The following is a 17,074-nucleotide window of genomic DNA, read 5'->3' as shown; positions in this document are numbered from 1 at the left end:
GGCCCTATCGTGGAGGCAGTGGTCGAAGCGCGACGTACGGGGGCAGGGCGATGAATGGGATCGGTGGCATGGGTGAGGTGACGGAGAGCGACGCGCTGCGTACGCTCCATCGCGTCTTCGGGTACGACGCCTTCCGCGGCGAGCAGGAAGCGATCATTGAGCATGTGGTGAGCGGCGGGGACGCCGTGGTCCTCATGCCGACCGGCGGCGGCAAGTCCCTCTGCTACCAAATCCCGGCCCTGGTCAGACCGGGCACGGGCATCGTGATCTCCCCGCTCATCGCGCTCATGCAGGACCAGGTGGACGCGCTGCGGGCGCTCGGCGTGCGGGCCGGGTTCATCAACTCCACGCAGGACTTCGACGAGCGCCGCGTGATGGAGGCGGAGTTCCTCGCGGGCGAGCTCGACGTGCTGTATCTCGCCCCGGAGCGGCTGCGCCTCGACGCCACCCTGGATCTCCTGTCGCGGGGCAGGATCTCGGTCTTCGCCATCGACGAGGCGCACTGCGTCGCGCAGTGGGGCCACGACTTCCGCCCCGACTACCTGGCGCTCTCGGTGCTCGGGCAGCGCTGGCCCGACGTGCCCCGCATCGCGCTCACGGCCACGGCCACGCACGCCACGCACCAGGAGATCACGCAGCGGCTCGGCATGCCGGACGCCAAGCACTTCGTGGCGAGCTTCGACCGGCCCAACATCCAGTACCGCATCGTGCCCAAGGCCGAGCCGAAGAAGCAGCTCCTGTCCTTCCTGAAGGAGGAGCACGCGGGCGACGCCGGCATCGTCTACTGCCTCTCGCGCAACTCGGTCGAGAAGACCGCCGAGTTCCTGTGCAAGAACGGCATCGAGGCCGTCCCGTACCACGCGGGCCTGGACGGCGGCACGCGCGCCGCCCACCAGTCCCGCTTCCTCCGGGAGGAGGGCCTCGTCGTCTGCGCCACGATCGCCTTCGGCATGGGCATCGACAAGCCGGACGTCCGCTTCGTCGCCCACCTCGACCTGCCCAAGTCGGTCGAGGGGTACTACCAGGAGACGGGCCGCGCGGGCCGTGACGGCCTGCCCTCCACGGCCTGGATGGCGTACGGCCTCCAGGACGTCGTCCAGCAGCGGAAGCTGATCCAGGGCGGCGAGGGGGACGAGGCGTTCCGCCGCCGGGCCGCCTCGCATCTGGACTCGATGCTGGCGCTGTGCGAGACCGCCCAGTGCCGCAGGGCCCAGCTGCTCACCTATTTCGGCCAGGAGGCGGCCGCGCAGTCCTGCGGGAACTGCGACACCTGCCTCACCCCGCCCGAGACCTGGGACGGCACGGTCGCGGCGCAGAAGGTGCTCTCCACGGTCGTGCGTCTTCAGCGTGAGCGCGGCCAGAAGTTCGGCACGGGCCAGATCATCGACATCCTCCTGGGCAAGAAGACCGCCAAGGTCATCCAGTTCGACCACGACCAGCTCTCCGTCTTCGGCATCGGCGAGGAGCTGGCGGAGGCCGAATGGCGGGGCGTGGTCCGGCAGTTGCTGGCACAGGGCCTGATCGCGGTCGAGGGGGAGTACGGCACGCTGGTGCTCACCGAGACGAGCGGTTCCGTCCTGGGCCGCGAGCGCGAGGTGCGGTTGCGCAAGGAGCCGAAGCGGGCCGCCGCGGCGCGGGCCACCAAGAGCGAGCGCAAGGCCAAGTCCGCGGCGGCCGCCGCCGAGCTGCCGCAGGAGGCGGTGCCGCTCTTCGAGGCCCTGCGCGCCTGGCGCGCCGCCCAGGCCAAGGAGCAGGGCGTCCCCGCGTACGTGATCTTCCACGACGCCACGCTGCGGGAGTTCGCCACGCTGCGTCCCACGTCCGTGGGCGATCTGGCGGGCGTCAGCGGAGTCGGCGAGAAGAAGCGGGCGACGTACGGCGAGGGTGTGGTCGGGGTGGTCGCGGAGTTCCTGGGCGGGGCGCCGGTGGCCGGGGGCGATGCGTCTGCCGGGGCCGAGCTGCCGCTGAGCGATGAGGTGGAGCCGGACTGGGGGGACGAGGAGCCGGACTGGTAGGTCTGACTGACTTCAGGTCGGCTCCGGAGGGCACCGGAGCCGACCTGAGCGGACTGGCTACGGGGCCTTGGGTGCCGACCGCCGAGCGGTGATGGCGGTGAGGTCGAGTTCGAAGACGTAGACCACAGGGCGGCCCTTGTCGTTCTCCACGCGCCAGTAGTGACGGATGCCCGCCTTGGCGTACTTGAGGGGCTTGGCCTCGCGGTCCCGGGCCTCGGAGTCGGGGGAGACGACCTCGATGGCCAGCACCACGGTTTCCGCGGGGACGCGTGTCTGTCCGGGGTCCAGGATCTCCTCGGTGGGTACGACTCGGTGGGTACGACTCGGTGGGTACGACGACGTCGGGCTCGGGCCTGTTCTGTCGGCCTATGTCGATGGTGAATCCGCGTAGGACTTCGAGGCCTGCGGAGGCAGATTCGGAAGCCGGTCCAGGTCGTCGGCCGTCCAGCCACCCTTGGGCGGAACCGGCCACGTGGGCCCAAAAGCCTCGGGTTCGACGCTCAGCAGTGCTCCCATGGGTGGAGTCTCACCGGGGTGTCCAGCGTGTCGGGGGGACCCGGAAAGGTGCCCCGCACGTGTGAGCGAGCCTCGCGGACTTGACCCGGCAGGGGGCTGTCCGACCAGGTCACGAGCTGTCGAGGGCCTTCCTCACCGCCCCCACCACCCTCACGTCGTTCGTCCCCGAGGAGGCGGCCCGAGGTGATCAGGGCGGGGAGCCGGGCCCGGACCTGTACTCAGCGCCTGCTTGTACCAAGCGCTGAGTACACGTTCATCTCGGCCGGAGCGTTGTGCCAGGCGCTTGATGCAAGCGCCTCGGCTCAGCGTGCCGCCACGATCCGTCCCGTCACCTCGCCGAGCCCCACCTTCGTCCCGCCCGGACCCGGTGCCCACGCCGAGAGCGTGACCTCGTCGCCGTCCTCCAGGAACGTCCGCTTGCCGTCCGGGAGTTCGAGGGGGTCGCGGCCGTTCCAGGTGATCTCGATCAGGGAGCCGTACTGGCCGGCCTCCGGGCCGCTGACCGTGCCCGAGCCGTACAGGTCGCCGGTGCGCAGCGAGGCGCCGTTGACCGTCATGTGCGCCAGCTGCTGCGCGGCCGTCCAGTAGACACTGGCGAACGGCGGCTCGGAGATGACCTGGCCGTTGAGCGTGACCGTGATGCGCAGGTCGTAGCCGCCCGGCTCGTCCGCCACCGACTCCGCCGAGTCGTCCAGGTAGGGCAGGAGTTGGTGCGTGCGCTCCGGGGGAGCGGTCCGTGCCGCGTCCAGCGCCTCCAGCGGCGTGATCCACGCGGACACCGACGTGGCGAAGGACTTGCCGAGGAACGGACCCAGTGGGACGTACTCCCAGGCCTGGATGTCGCGCGCGGACCAGTCGTTGAGGAGAGTGAGCCCGAAGACGTGCTCACGGAAGTCCGCCAGGGGCACGGGAGTTCCGTGCGTGGAGGGCGCGCCGACCACGAAGCCGACCTCCGCCTCGATGTCGAGCCGGACCGAAGGGCCGAAGACCGGGGCCGAGTCGGCGGGCGCCTTGCGCTGGCCCGTCGGTCGCACGACGTCGGTCCCGGAGACCACGACGGTGCCGGAGCGGCCGTGGTAACCGATGGGCAGGTGCTTCCAGTTGGGCGTCAGCGGCGTCGGCGAGTCCGGGCGGAAGATCTGGCCCAGGTGCGTCGCGTGATGCTCGGACGCGTAGAAGTCGACGTAATCCGCGACCTCGAACGGGAGGTGCAGGGTCACTTCGGAGAGGGGGTGCAACAGGGGGCGCACGGTGTCGCGGTGGGACGGGACCGTGACCCAGGCCGTCAGGGCGCGCCGCACGTCCGACCAGGCGGTGCGGCCCGCGGCGAGCAGCGGGTTCAGCGTGGGCCGCGCGAGGAGCGAGACGTAGGGGGAGCCGAGCGCGGCGGCCGCGGCGCCCGCGTCCAGGACGTACGAGCCGAGCCGCACCCCGACCCTGCGCCGTTCGTCGTCCTCTCCGGCCAGGGAGAACACGCCGTACGGGAGGTTGTGGGGTCCGAAGGGGTCGCCCTCGGGCAGGCCGAAGGGGTCACCCTCGGGGAGGGCGGCGGAGTCGCCGGCGGCCGGGTCGAGCGGGGTCTGCTCGGACATGCGTACCTGCCTCGCTTTCCATAGGGGTGTGCCACACGTTACGTGTGGAGCCCCCTGTTGCGGCAGTGCCCAAAGAGTTCGTAATGCCCGAATAGGCCTTGATGGGCAGCTCAATTCCGGCTTGGCGTTCTTTGGAAGACACGGGTGGGGTGGGTCCGGGTTCGGTCGGTGCCTACGTGGGGGTACCCGTGGCCAGGATGAGCAGCGGCCGCGTGGAGGGGCTCCACGCCGACCACGGCCTGCGGCCCGCCTCGCGACGAGCCGCGGCACGCCGAAGCCACGCCTGGCCGGGCACCTGTCCGCGGCGTACGGCCCCGACGCCGCCTACCGCGTCCGGTCGGTCACCTGCCACTCCGTGCTGTCGACCGCCTCGATCACGAAGGGGCTGCCGGAGAGGTCCATGGCCTCCAGGGCCGCCGGGTCGGGCTCCGTGCCCTCTTCGACGGCGATGAGGATCAGGTCCTGCACCTGCTCGACCCGCCCCGCGAAGTCCCGCAGGGCGGGCCAGTCGAAGGGGAGCCCGGCAGGGGACTCCAGGGCGGCCTCCTCGAACTCCTCGACGGAGAGGCCGCCCGGCATCTCCCCGACGCCGGTGAACTCGAGGACGCGCCAGGTCCAGGCCGCCCCGCGCCCCTCGGGTACGTGGGCCAGCACGTCGGAGAGAGTGACGAAGCGCCCCCCGGGGGCGTGCATCGGGATCCGCAGGGTGACCGCGGTGTTCCTGTCGTCCGCGGCGTTCATGTCGTCTCCGGCGTCTGAGGTGTCGGGCATGGTCACGGCCATTCGAGCGGTTCGGCGGGGCCCCTCTGCCGGGTTCCGCCTGTGGGGTTCGGAAGATATCGGTGCTGGTGGGGATTGTCGTGGTTCTGCGGCCGCCCGTGGTCCGTGAAGTCGATGTCGCGCACCGGCTGGCCGTCCGCGTCGAACTCACGGGCCTGCGCGTACCGGTCGCGCCGGCCCGGCTTGATGCCGAGCTGTGTGTGGGGATAGCCCTCGGCGGCGGGGTCGGGCGCGGGGTTGCCGTGCTTGTCGCGGGGCAGCTTCCGGTCCGGGAAGCCCTGGCCGTACGGGTAGGGCGAGAGGCCGAGCGGGTCGCTCCAGGTGTGGGGATTGGCCACGTAGGAGACCGGGTTGGGCGCGGGGGCGAGGCCGAGGGGGTCCGGGGTGGCGTAGCGGCCGGTCTCCGGTTCGTAGTGGCGGAAGTAGTTGTGGTGGAGGCCCGTCTCGGGGTCGAAGTACTGACCGGGAAAGCGCAGCGGTGTGTACGCCGTGCTGCCCGATTCCCAGGCGGTGGTGCCCCATAGGGTGCTGCGGGTCCGCCAGGCGATGTCGCCCCGCTCGTCGACGAGTTCGGTGGGCGTGCCGATGAGGTCGGTGACGATCGCGAAGAAGCGGGAGTCGATCTCCTGCTGGAGGGCCGAGGGGGCGTCGAGGAGCCCGACGGCTCCCGTGGCTCCGAGGCCTTCGGAAGAGGCCTTGCCGCCCGCGGGCGTGGTGATGCGCTCCAACTGCGTCAGCGGCCGCAGACCATCGTGGTCCCAGGTCAGCGTCACCTCGTGGGGCAGGTCCCGCGCGCGGGTCGTCTGCTCGCAGAGCGTCGTTCCCTCCCAGGTGAAGTCGACCTGTTCGACGACGGTACGGCCGTCGTCGGCGAGCCGCTGCTTGGCCGAGCGCCGCCCCAGCGGGTCGTACCGGTACGTCCACCGGGTGCCGTCCGGAGTGACCACGGAGCGGAGCTTGTCCTGCACGTCCCACTCGTAGCGCCAGGTCTCCGGCTTGCGGGAGAGCCGGGTCCGCTGCCGCAGGACGACGCGGCCCAACGCGTCGTACTCGTACCGGACACGGCCCGCGTGCGTGAGGCGGGTCCCCTCGTAGGCGCGCGTGCCGACCGCGTCCTGGCCGGGGTGGGTGCTCGGCCAGGCGGCCTCGGTCTGATTGCCCGCCTGGTCGTAGGCGTACCGCTCGCTCCATCCGTCGGCGTGCACGGCAGTGACCCGCTTCGCCGCGTCGAGGCCGAAGCTGCGGCTCCCGGAGAGCTGGTCGTCGACGCCGAGGAGGCTGCCGTCACCGCCGTACCGGTAGGCGCGGTGCTGGACGCGGCGCGTGCCGCCCGCCGTCACGGACTGCGCGGTGAGGCGGCCCTGTTCGTCGAAGGAGTGGGTGAGGGTGAGCTCGGCCCCGATGTGCCGGGCGACCTCCTGGCCCGCCGCGTCGTACTCGAAGCGGAGCGCGTGGCCCGAGGCGCTCGCCCCGTTCCGGTTGCCCGCGGCGTCGTAGGACCAGGTCGTCGTCGCGCCGCTCGGCGTGGTGCGGCTGACGACGCGGCCCAACGCGTCGTACACGTGGGTGAGTTCGCGTCCGTCGGTGCTCTGGGAGACGAGGCGGCCCGCCGCGTCCCTGCGCAGCGTGAGCGTGCTGTCCGCGGTGGTCGCGCGGACGAGGCGGCCCGCCGGGTCGTAGGCGTACTCCGTGACCGCGCCCTCGGCGTCGGACCGGACGACCCGTCCCAGGCTGTCGTGCGCGTACTCCACACGCCCGCCGAGGGCGTTGGTGCGCGCGACGAGGTGGCCCGCCGCGTCGTGGGTGTAGTGGACGCTGCGGCCGTCGAAGTCCGTCTCGGACACCGGGCGCCCGGCGGCGTCGTAGGTGTACTGCCAGGTGAGTCCCTGCGGATTCGTGACCGAGGTGAGCCGCAGCGAGGGGTCGTGCCGGAAGGTGTAGCGCGCGCCGTCGGGGTCGGTGCGGGCGGACATCATGTCGAAGTGGGTGTACTCGAACCGTGAGACGGCGCCCGTCGCGTCGGTGTGACTGACGCAGTTGCCCTCCCCGTCGTACTCCCAAATCTCAGCGGCCCCGTCCGCGGCGGCGCGGCTGGTCAGCAGGCCCTCCGTCGACCAGGTGAAGCGGGTGGTGCGGCCCAGCGGATCGGTGAACCGGTGGGGCAGACCGGTCGCGGTGCGGGCCCACCGGGTGGTGCCGCCCAGCGGATCGCGCGAGCTCAGCGGCAGGCCCGCGGGGTCGCACTCGACCGTGGTGGTGTGGTCCAGCGGGTCGGTGATCGAGGTGATGTGCCCCTGCGCGGAGTAGCCGTAGCGGTAGGTCGCCCCGTCCGTGTCCGTGACGGCCGTGCAGTTGCCGCGCGCGTCGTACGCACGGTGCCAGCTGGTCCCGTCGGGGAGGCGCGCCGCCGTCGGCAGGGCGAGGGCGTCGTCGTAGGCGTACTGGACGGTGCTCCCGTCGGGCCTGGTCACCAGAGTGGGGTGGCCGAGGCCGTTGCGCTCGTACCGCGTCGTGCGCCCCAGCTCGTCGGTCCGGGACAGGGGGCGGTGGTGCTCGTCCCAGGTGGTGCGGACAGTGCCGCCGAGCGGGTCGATCTCGGCGACGACCTGGCTGTTGTCGTTGACGACGAAGCGGGTGACGGCGCCCTCGGCGGTCGTCAGGGTGGTGACGCGGGCGCCCGGCCAGTCGGCGGAGCGGCCGTCGTAGTCGAGGGTGATGGCGATGTGCCCGGCTTCACCGCCCTCGGCGACACAGCGGTCGAGTGCGTCGTACGCGTAGTCGTAACGGCTGCCGTTGCTGTCGGTCCACGAGGTGACCCGCAGCCGCTCGTCGTACGTGAACACCAGCGGGTGGCCGGTGCTGTTGACGACCGTGGTGAGGTTGCCGTCGGTGTACTCGTACGTCCTGACGGTGAGGTCCGAGCCGTCCGCCGAGCCGCCCGCGAGGACGAGCGAGGTGATGTGGCCCTCGTCGACGGTCAACTTGAGGTGGTAGCCGCCCGAGTGCCGGATGGCGAGCGGGGTGCCCTCCTCGTCGTGGTCGAAGTCGATGCGGTTGTGGTTGCGGTCGGTGATCCGCTGGATCAGTGCGACGCCGTCGACGGGCGCGGCGAAGAAGCGGGTGTGGCCGGTGTACGGATCGTCGATCCGGTATCCGCCGTTGTCGAGCCGGGTGAGGGGCTGGCGCGCGCCGGCCTCCGGGAGGACGGGTGTGCCGGGCTCGACGGGGTGGGGGTAGGCGAGCAGCAGGCCGTCCTCGGTGACGTGGACGACTCCTCCGGAGTGGACCTCCAGGTGCTGGTCGATGGTGGAGGCCCAGGTGGGCCCGAACCACCAGCCGGTGCGGTAGCCGGAGGACACGCGGCGGTGGAAGGCCAGCGGCAGGGTGCCCGGCAGCGTGATGTCGGTCTGCGGCAGGAACATGAAGCCGGTGGCCATGTCGATCGGGTCGGAGCCCCGGGACGTCACGGCGTCGGCGGCGCGGTTGTCGGCGCCCTTGGCGCCGCTCTTGAGGGCGTCGTCGGCGTTCTTGCCGAGGCCCTTCACTCCCGCCTTCAGGCCCTTCACGCCCTTGGCGAGTTTGGCGGCGGTGGTGATGCCCTTCATGCCGGGGACGCAGTCCATGGCGGCGAACGCCACGTCCATGAGGGTGGCTTGGCCCTTGGCGTATTTGCTCAGGGTGTCCGCCAGCACGATCGCGCCCGCGACGATGACGATCGCGGCGAGGATGGGCCCGCCGACGATCATGGCGATGACGCCGACGACGGCGACGACGACCTTGCAGACGGCGACGATGGTGTCCCAGTTGTCGGAGACCCAGTCGCCGATCTCCTCCCACCACTTGCGGTTCTGGATACCGGCGTCGGAGGCCTCGTCGATCTTCCGCTTCGCGGTCCCGGCCGCTTCCTCGCGCATCTTGCGCGCGTCCTCGGCCATCTTCTTCGCCGCGTCCAGCGCGCTCTTCGCCGAGTCGACATCGCCCTGGGCGGACTTCTGGGCCTTCTCGGCCGAGGCGGCGTTGCGGGTGGCCGCCTTGACCTTGTCCGGGTCCGGCGGCGGCACGTCCTTGCCCTTGCTGCCGTCGTCCTTGTACTTGTCGGCCTCCTTGCCGGCCTTGTCCACCCACGAATCGGCCGAGGAGAGACGGGACTTGGCGCTGCTGAGATCGGCCTGGGCCTCGCGGCCCTTGACCAGCGCCTTGTCCGCCAGCGTCTGGGCGCGCTCCAACTCCGGCCAGTACGCGGCCAGGGCGTCACCGGCCATGTCGTAGCTCTTCTTGAGCTTCTTCAGCTTGCTGGGCGCGTCCTCGAACTTCTCCGTGAACGCCTCCGCGGTCTGCCCGGCCCACTGCAGGATCGCGTCCTCGCCCGCCATCCCCTTGATGTCCCGCAGTACCTTGCCGACGTCGTCGGCGAAGTCGTGCAGGTCCTTGGCGAGCTTGCGGACCCGCTGCGGATCACCCGGCGTCGGATCCTTCTCCAGATCAAGTACATGCCAATCCGACGGCCGATGGCCCCCCATGTGTCTTCCCCCGTCTCGTGCGCACTCTCAGCGACGTACTCGCGCCCAAAACTACTGGCTGTGCGGTGACAAGGGGGAATGCGTCTCCCGTGGTTACCAAACGAGTACGTCGTGAGACGTGTGTCGCCCGGACCCGGCGTTGCGGAATGCGGTGTCGCGGAACGCGGTGTTGCGGAATGGCAGAGTCCACTTTCTGGTGAACCACAGTCGGCCCGGCCGCCACCAGCCTCACATGCACCTTGTCAAGCCGCTTCCGGTGGGGCCCAGGATCCGTATTCTCTGGATCATGGCCGCTCCCCTCGCATATGCACTCATCGCCACTGACCTGGACGGGACGCTGCTGCGCGGCGACGACACGGTCTCCGACCGGTCCCGGCGGGCGTTGGCCGCCGCCCGTGAGGGGGGCGCGAGGCACCTCGTGGTGACGGGTCGGCCCGCGCCGCGCGTGCGCCCCCTCTTCGACGACCTCGGCTACGACGGCCTGGCCGTCTGCGGGCAGGGAGCGCAGCTGTACGACGCCGGGGCGGACCGCATGGAGTGGTCGGTGACCCTCGACCGCGAGCTCGCAGAGGCCGCGCTCGGCAAGATCGAGGCGGAGGTCGGGCAGGTCTACGCGGCCGTCGACCAGGACGGCGTGGACGGCCTCACACTCATCGAGCCGGGCTACGAGATGCCGCACCCCACGCTGCCCGCGGTGCGCGTGCCCGGCCGCGGAGTGCTGTGGGAGGAGCCCATCAGCAAGGTCCTGCTGCGCCATCCGACGCTGGCGGACGACGAGTTGGCGGCGGTGGCGCGCGACGCGGTGGGCTCGCTCGCCACCGTGACGATGTCGGGGCCCGGCACCGTGGAGCTCCAGCCGTGCGGGGTGACCAAGGCGACCGGGCTCGCGCTGGCCGCCGAGCGGCTGGGGCTGACGGCGGCCGACACGGTCGCCTTCGGGGACATGCCCAATGACATCCCCATGTTCATGTGGGCGGCGCACGGCGTTGCCATGGCCAACGCCCACGACGAACTCAAGGCAGTGGCCGATGAGTTGACTTTGTCGAACGAACAAGACGGCATCGCCGTCGTTGTCGAACGTCTGCTGACCGGTTAGGCAGGCCGGAGCGGCCCGTTGGCCCGTCAGCCCGCAGTCCGCCGAATCCGCCTCTCCCACGTCCGGTGGAAGACGACCTCGCCCCCGTCCTTGCACACCACCTCGTTCGAGGTGATGAAGTCCGCCGCGTCGCACGTGATCTCCGAGTGCGTCTCGACGGTCACGTCCCAGGAGAGTTCGGGCCGGTGCAGGCGGATCGTCCAGTCCGAGCGGGTGCGGGCGCTCAGCGGGTCGTCCTCGTGGATCGTGTACGTCTCCAGGGCGTCCTCGGTGAACTCCAGGCCGTCGGGGTACACGCGCGTGCCGCCGTAGCGCGGGTCGACCTCCAGGCGCCACTCTCCCCTGGCGACATCGCGTACGACGAGACGCTCGGGGCGCTGTGCGTCGAGGGTCGCGGGGAAGACCACGCCGAGCGGCTCCGACTGCTCGGGCGCCTCGAAGGTGATCGACGGGTCCAATTCGCCCTCGCGCACCGGAAGTTCCAGCGAGCTGCCCACCGGCTCCAGGGCGAAGCCCGCCGAGTCGGTCTGCGGCCAGATCCACGGCCAGTACGCGGAGGAGACCGCGAGGCGGATGCGGTGGCCCGGCGGGAAGGTGTGACCGACGCCGTTGAGCTCGAAGGTCACGTCCTCGGTGGCGCCGAGCGGCCAGGCGTCCGCGCGGTCCCTGCCGTGGCGGGCCGAGAGGTTGAGCACACCCCGGGTGACGAGGGTGGACGAGCCGTCGGGCGCGATGTCGCAGAGGCGGGCGACGGCCTGGCCGTACGGCACGTCCATGCGCAGCCGCAGAGTGACCCTGGGCCGCCCCAGAATGCGTACCTCCGAAGGGACCTCGAACTCGAAGCATGCCGACTTCGCGTCCTCGTCCCGCTGGTCGGGCGGCAGGTCGGCGTCGTTGCCGAACGGGAAGAAGCGGCCGGCGTCCAGTCCCGTGTGCATGGGGGAGTCGACGATGACAGGGGTGCCCTGGAGGGCGTAGGCGGTGGGGGTGACGTTCGGCGACGGCCAGGCGGGGTCGCCGACCCAGCCGCCCTTCATCTCCTCGTACACCGTCGCGGGCGGATGCGAATCGCTGATCCAGGAGCGGAGTTTCGGCTCGGCCATCACCCCGGTGTCGACACCCTTGAGGTGGTGGTCCCACCAGCGCAGCGTCTCCTGGAGGAAGCCGATCGCGGGTCCTGGCGGCAGGCCGCGGTCCGGGTACTGGTGCGACCAGGGGCCGATCAGCCCTCGTACGCGGTCGTCGGGGAGGTGTTCGACCAGGCGCAGGACCGTGTCGCGGTACGGGTCGTGCCAGCCGCCCACCGCGAGGACGGCGGCGCCGATCGCGGAGTAGTCCTCGCAGACGCTGCCGTGCCGCCAGTAGTCGTCGCGGGTCTGGTGGTCCAGCCAGGTGTGGATGAACGGGTCGACGGCTTCGAGGCGGGTCAGCCACATCTCGCGCCAGGCGTCGCCCACGAACCGCGGGTCCGGCGGGCGCGACACGAAGGCCAGCATCGTCGCCGCCCACGCGTGCATGTCCACCGCGAGGACGGAACCACCCATGTAGTGCACGTCGTTGTCATAGCGGTCGTCCGCGGAGCAGACCGTGACGATCGCCTTGAGCGGCTCGGGCGCGAGCGCCGCGATCTGGAGGGAGTTGAAGCCGCCCCAGGAGATGCCGAACATGCCGACCCTGCCGTTCGACCAGGGCTGTGCGGCCAGCCAGTTCACCACCTCGACGCCGTCGGACAGCTCCTGCGCCGAGTACTCGTCGGTGGGCAGCCCCTCGCTGTTGCCGTGCCCGCGGACGTCGACGCGCACGGAGGCGTATCCGTGGCCCGCGTACCAGGGGTGGCGCTGCCAGTCGCGCGGCGCCGTCCAGTCGCTCAGGCGATAGGGGAGGTATTCGAGGAGCACGGGGACGGGCTCGTCGGTGACCGGGCGCCACACGCGCGCGTACAGCTTCGTCCCGTCGGCGAGGGGTACGCGGATGTCCTCGTGCGTGGTCTCGTACGGGAAGTCGGTCCGGATCTTCGGGTGTGACATGGGAGGAACCTCAGTGGACGGGATGTCCTCGGTGGGCGGGGTGCCCTCAGTGGACGGGGTGCATGGTGCGGCGCAGCCACGGCGCGAGTGCGATCACGGCGATGCCCGCGACCACGGCGATGCCGCCGTTCACGCCGAAGTACGCCGGGTTGGAGACCTCTCCGTAGAGCTTCACCACCTGTGCCTGGATGCCGTTGGCGAGCGCGAGGGACAGGAACCACAGCGCCATCGTCTGGCTGGCGAAGGCCTTCGGGGCGAGCTTGGTCGTCGCCGACATGCCCGAGGTCTCCAGGAGGACGTCGCCGAGCCCGAGCAGCAGATAGGAGCCGACGATCCACCAGGCGGCCATCTCGTACGTGTCTCCGCTGTGCCCCGAGGTGGGCAGGACCATCAGCAGGAACGACAGACCGCCCAGGATCACACCGAACGCGATCTTGTTGGAGGCGTGCGGCTGGCGCGGGCCCATCCGTGCCCAGACGGCGGCGACCACCGGGGCGAGCGCGACCTCGAAGGCGCCGAGCGCGGAGGCGTACCAGCCGGCGGGGAAGTGGAATCCGAGGATCGACGTCTCCGCGTTCGTCGACGCGAGCAGCATCATCGTCGAGTACGCCTGGAACAGGATGAAGTTGAAGACGACCGAGGCGAGGAAGAGGACCACGTAGGGGCGCAAGCGGAGGCGCTCCTCGGCCGTCACGCGCGGGCTGCGGAACATCACCGCGAAGTAGACGACCGGCGCGATCACCGAGATGAGGGTGAGCAGGTCCACGAAGCGGTCCATCGTGAGCCAGCCGACGGAGGCGAGCAGCCCCGCGACCGCGGCGGCGACGACGACCCCGGCGACGATCATGAGGATCGCTCGCCGCATCGCGTCCTGAGGCAGCGCGAACTCGGCGGACGCCTTGCGCCCGGCGAGGTGACGCCGTCCCGCCACGTACTGGATGAGACCGAACGTCATGCCGATCGCGGCCGCCGAGAAGCCCCAGTGCCAGCCCTTGTGGTCGCCGAGCCAGCCGGTGATCAGCGGACCCGCGAAGGCGCCCACGTTGATCGCCATGTAGTAGAGCGCGAAGCCGGCGTCGCGGCGCTCGTCCTCGGTGCGGTAGAGCTTGCCGACCATCGAGGCGACATTGGGCTTGAGCAGGCCGGTGCCCGCGCTGATCAGGCCGAGGCCCACCCACGTCATGGTCGGCGTCGGCACCGCCATCGAGTAGTGGCCGAAGGCGATGAGGATGCCGCCCCACAGCACCGCGCGGTACGACCCGAGGATGCGGTCGGCGAGCCAGCCGCCCGCCACGGAGACCAGATAGACCAGCGTTCCGTACGCCGCCGAGACCGACGCCGCCGTCCCGGGAGCCATCCCCATGCCGTCGTTCGCGACGGAATCGGCGAAGTAGAGGACCAGGATGGCCTGCATGCCCAGAAACGAGAAGCGTTCCCAGACCTCCAGGCCGGAGAGGGTGAGCAGACCGCGTGGCTGCCCGAAGAAGGCGTGGTCGTCGCCCGGCGGCGGATCCGTCGGCGGCTCTGCGGGCGGCTCGTACTCGGCCGTAGTACGGGACAAAGCGGCTGCTCCCGGTCGTTACGGTTCTTCTGGTGCGGGGCGGTCTTGTCAGTCTTATGGGCTGATCAAGAACATACCGGGGGAGATTGCACTCTGCCCGGCCGCCGTTGTGCGGGCAGGTGCTCGCTGTGATCGAAAGTCGACCGGATACGCTGACTTGAGTGATGGCAGCGACACATCGACAAACCGTGTCATCGACCGAGATCCAATGATCGACCGAGTTCGCCATGTGATCGTCAGCAGACAGGAGAACCTCTCGTGACCGTCGTCGGGCCTTTTGGGCTGAGCGTGCGGGACCAGGCTCTCGAAGCCGATGTCCAGGCAGGGTTGGCGGCTGTCGAGGAGGGCCTGCTCGAGGCCACCAAGAGCGAGGTGCCCTTCATCACCGAGGCGGCCCAGCACCTGGTCCGTGCCGGGGGGAAGCGTTTCCGCCCCCTGCTCGTGATGCTGGCCTCCCAGTTCGGCGATCCCTACGCGCCGGGCGTCGTGCCCTCCGCCGTGGTCGTCGAGCTCACGCACCTCGCGACGCTGTACCACGACGACGTGATGGACGAGGCGGACGTGCGCCGCGGCGTCGACAGCGCCAACCAGCGCTGGGGCAACTCCGTCGCCGTCCTGACCGGGGACTTCCTCTTCGCCCGCGCCTCGTACATCCTGGCCGACCTCGGCCCCGAGGCCGTCCGCATCCAGGCGGAGGCCTTCGAGCGTCTGGTCACCGGCCAGATCCTGGAGACCGCGGGGCCGTCCGAGGGGCGCGATCCGGTCGACCACTACCTCGACGTGCTCGGCGGCAAGACCGGCTCGCTGGTCGCCGTGGCCTGCCGGTTCGGCGCGATGATGTCCGGCGCCGACGAGACCGTCGTGGACGTCCTGACGCAGTACGGCGAGCGGCTCGGCGTCGCCTTCCAGCTCGCCGACGACGTGCTTGACATCGCCTCCGACTCGCACGAGTCCGGCAAGACGCCCGGCACGGACCTGCGCGAGGGTATCCCCACGCTGCCGGTTCTCCGTCTGCGCGAGCGCGTGGCGCGGCTCGGCCTCGCCGAGGACATCGCCCTGAGCGAGCTGCTCGCCTCCGACCTCACCGACGACGCCCGGCACGCCGAGGCGCTCGCCCGGCTCCGCGTGCACCCCGCCCTGGAGCACGCCCGCAGGGACACCGTGCGCTACGCGGAGGAGGCGCGGGCTGCGCTGGCGCCGCTGCCGGAGTGCGACGCGAAGGCCGCGCTGGTGGAGCTCTGCGACCTGGTGGTGCACCGCGCGGGCTGAGGTCCACGGACCCACGGCCGCGTGACCTGCGTCACGGCGCGCACCCCTGTCGATCGGCGGTGCCACCCCCTACGGGTCGGGGGAGGCGCCGCCGCTTCGTGTCATCCCGCGGGAGTACGTGGAGTTGCGCCCGGGGTCTGACGCTTCTTCCTGGCCGATTTGGTCGGATGGAGTCCAACAAGGACAACCACTCCTGACCAATTCGGGTGAGAATGGCGGCGCGGGGTGGACGAAGGCACGTACAGGGAAAAGGCCGCCGCCGACCACGGAGGTAGGGCACACAATGGCACCGTACGAACCGGAACAGGACACCAGTGAGGCCGGGGACCTGAGCGCCGGCCGCCGCAAGGCGGCGCGCTACGTGGTCCCGCTCGCGGTGGCGGGGGTGGCGGCGGCGACCATCGGGCTCGTCCCGGCGCTCGCCACGTCGGGCGACCCGGATCTGCCGAAGATCACCGCCCAGGAGCTCATCGAGAAGATCGCCGCGTCCGACACGCAGCAGCTCTCCGGCAACGTCAAGATCAGCACCGATCTGGGCCTGCCGTCGATGGGCGGCATGGCGGGCGGCTTCGCCGGTGGCGGCGGCTCGGACCACGGCGAGGACGGCGGCGGCGAGGGCTCGGCCGCCGACCCCAAGAGCAAGCTGATGGAGCTGGCGTCCGGCACGCACACGCTGCGCGTCGCGGCCGACGGCCCCGACAAGCAGAAGGTGTCCGTCCTGGACGACGCCGCCGAGTACAGCCTGATCCACAACGGCGACGACCTGTGGGCGTACGACAGCAAGTCGAACGAGGCGTATCACGCGAAGGGTGCCGCGGACGCCGAGGACGCCTCGGGCAAGGGTGCCGACAAGTCCGATGGGTCCGACAAGGGCGCGCCCGAGGACGTGGCGAAGGAACTCCCCGCCACCCCCAAGGACTTCGCAGAGCAGGCCCTGAAGGCCGTCGACGACACGACGTCCGTGAAGGTCGACGGCACCGCGCAGGTCGCGGGCCGCGACGCGTACCGCCTGGTCGTCAAGCCCAAGCAGTCCGGTTCGACGGTCGGTCAGATCACGGTCGCGGTCGACGCCAAGACCGGTACGCCGCTCAAGTTCACCCTGACCCCGGCCTCCGGCGGCGCCGCCGTGATCGACGCGGGCTTCACGAAGGTCGACTTCGGCAAGCCGTCCGCGTCCACCTTCGACTTCACGCCGCCCAAGGGCGCGAAGGTCACCGAGGCCGACGAGCACGCCGCCGACGAACGTGGGTTCAAGGACAAGGGTGGCAAGGAGTTCGAGGAAGAGGGCCTCAACGACCTGAAGGTCATCGGCGAGGGCTGGAGCTCCATCGCCGAGCTGAAGCTGCCGGGCGGCCAGGGCCTGCCGACGGCCGGTTCGGGCGACGTGCCGCCGGACGCGCAGAAGCTGCTCGACTCGCTGGGCGACCAGGTCAGCGGCAAGTTCGGCTCCGGCACGGTCTTCTCGACCCGCCTGATCAACGCCCTCGTCACCGAGGACGGCAAGGTCTACGTGGGCGCGGTCACGAAGGACGCGCTCGTGAAGGCGGCGAACGCGGCGCACTAGGCGTGTGGCCCGAGCGGCGGATCGAGGGTGACGTCACCCCCGGTACGCACCGCCGGCCGCCCGCCCCCGGGCCGCGAGGGGGGGGGGCGGTGCGCGCGGCTGGCCACGGGAGGTGTGTTCTCGGGTGGAGTGAG

Annotated in this window: 9 protein-coding genes and 1 pseudogene; 4 read left to right on the top strand and 6 right to left on the bottom strand. The window is 70.8% G+C overall.

The window, feature by feature from the left end; all coding sequences use genetic code 11:
* Window positions 1-68 precede the first annotated feature (68 nt).
* Window positions 69-2,015: a DNA helicase RecQ gene (recQ, locus tag AB0B50_RS42455; protein ID WP_362342726.1), complete on the top strand. Its 1,947-nt coding sequence runs from the start codon at window positions 69-71 to the stop codon at window positions 2,013-2,015.
* A 57-nt stretch (window positions 2,016-2,072) separates the two neighbouring features.
* Here recQ and AB0B50_RS42450 read toward each other — a convergent pair.
* The 4 genes and pseudogenes from AB0B50_RS42450 to AB0B50_RS42435 form a co-directional block, all read right to left on the bottom strand.
* Window positions 2,073-2,519, bottom strand: a pseudogene (locus AB0B50_RS42450) (Uma2 family endonuclease).
* A gap of 314 nt (window positions 2,520-2,833) precedes the next feature.
* Window positions 2,834-4,123, bottom strand: a complete 1,290-nt coding sequence (gene fahA / locus AB0B50_RS42445) for a fumarylacetoacetase (RefSeq protein ID WP_362342723.1) — start codon at window positions 4,121-4,123, stop codon at window positions 2,834-2,836.
* A 324-nt stretch (window positions 4,124-4,447) separates the two neighbouring features.
* Window positions 4,448-4,894 (bottom strand): hypothetical protein, encoded by a 447-nt coding sequence (locus tag AB0B50_RS42440; protein WP_362342720.1) that lies wholly within the window; start codon window positions 4,892-4,894, stop codon window positions 4,448-4,450.
* A gap of 2 nt (window positions 4,895-4,896) precedes the next feature.
* Window positions 4,897-9,423, bottom strand: a complete 4,527-nt coding sequence (locus AB0B50_RS42435; protein WP_362342717.1) for an RHS repeat-associated core domain-containing protein — start codon at window positions 9,421-9,423, stop codon at window positions 4,897-4,899.
* A gap of 286 nt (window positions 9,424-9,709) precedes the next feature.
* On the opposite strand from AB0B50_RS42435, the gene AB0B50_RS42430 reads away from it, so the two are divergent.
* Complete coding sequence (locus AB0B50_RS42430) at window positions 9,710-10,519, top strand: HAD family hydrolase (RefSeq protein ID WP_362342715.1); 810 nt, start codon at window positions 9,710-9,712, stop codon at window positions 10,517-10,519.
* 26 nt (window positions 10,520-10,545) lie between these two features.
* On the opposite strand, the gene AB0B50_RS42425 is transcribed toward AB0B50_RS42430, so the two are convergent.
* Together AB0B50_RS42425 and AB0B50_RS42420 are read right to left on the bottom strand one after the other, a co-directional pair.
* A complete protein-coding gene (locus tag AB0B50_RS42425) occupies window positions 10,546-12,546 on the bottom strand; it encodes a CocE/NonD family hydrolase (protein WP_362342713.1) in 2,001 nt (666 codons plus the stop codon).
* A gap of 46 nt (window positions 12,547-12,592) precedes the next feature.
* Window positions 12,593-14,107, bottom strand: a complete 1,515-nt coding sequence (locus AB0B50_RS42420; protein ID WP_362342711.1) for a peptide MFS transporter — start codon at window positions 14,105-14,107, stop codon at window positions 12,593-12,595.
* Window positions 14,108-14,365: 258 nt separating this feature from the next.
* Between AB0B50_RS42420 and AB0B50_RS42415 the strand changes: the two genes are divergently transcribed.
* Both AB0B50_RS42415 and AB0B50_RS42410 read left to right on the top strand, forming a co-directional pair.
* Window positions 14,366-15,376: a polyprenyl synthetase family protein gene (locus AB0B50_RS42415; protein WP_362342708.1), complete on the top strand. Its 1,011-nt coding sequence runs from the start codon at window positions 14,366-14,368 to the stop codon at window positions 15,374-15,376.
* A 283-nt stretch (window positions 15,377-15,659) separates the two neighbouring features.
* On the top strand, window positions 15,660-16,940 hold the full coding sequence (locus AB0B50_RS42410) for a DUF2092 domain-containing protein (RefSeq protein WP_362342705.1): 1,281 nt from the start codon (window positions 15,660-15,662) through the stop codon (window positions 16,938-16,940).
* The last annotated feature ends 134 nt before the right edge of the window (window positions 16,941-17,074 follow it).

The sequence above is a fragment of the Streptomyces sp. NPDC041068 genome, from assembly GCF_040647455.1.
GTDB lineage: Bacteria > Actinomycetota > Actinomycetes > Streptomycetales > Streptomycetaceae > Streptomyces.
Note: the sequence above shows the minus strand (reverse complement) of the source record. Positions and strands in the feature narration are given on the sequence as shown.

What these genes read in the sequence shown, in the direction of transcription:
- recQ (WP_362342726.1), top strand. Translation starts at nt 69, where the DNA reads ATGGGTGAGGTGACGGAGAGCGACGCGCTGCGTACGCTCCATCGCGTC.
- fahA (WP_362342723.1), bottom strand. Translation starts at nt 4,123, where the DNA reads ATGTCCGAGCAGACCCCGCTCGACCCGGCCGCCGGCGACTCCGCCGCC.
- AB0B50_RS42440 (WP_362342720.1), bottom strand. Translation starts at nt 4,894, where the DNA reads ATGCCCGACACCTCAGACGCCGGAGACGACATGAACGCCGCGGACGAC.
- AB0B50_RS42435 (WP_362342717.1), bottom strand. Translation starts at nt 9,423, where the DNA reads ATGGGGGGCCATCGGCCGTCGGATTGGCATGTACTTGATCTGGAGAAG.
- AB0B50_RS42430 (WP_362342715.1), top strand. Translation starts at nt 9,710, where the DNA reads ATGGCCGCTCCCCTCGCATATGCACTCATCGCCACTGACCTGGACGGG.
- AB0B50_RS42425 (WP_362342713.1), bottom strand. Translation starts at nt 12,546, where the DNA reads ATGTCACACCCGAAGATCCGGACCGACTTCCCGTACGAGACCACGCAC.
- AB0B50_RS42410 (WP_362342705.1), top strand. Translation starts at nt 15,660, where the DNA reads ATGGCACCGTACGAACCGGAACAGGACACCAGTGAGGCCGGGGACCTG.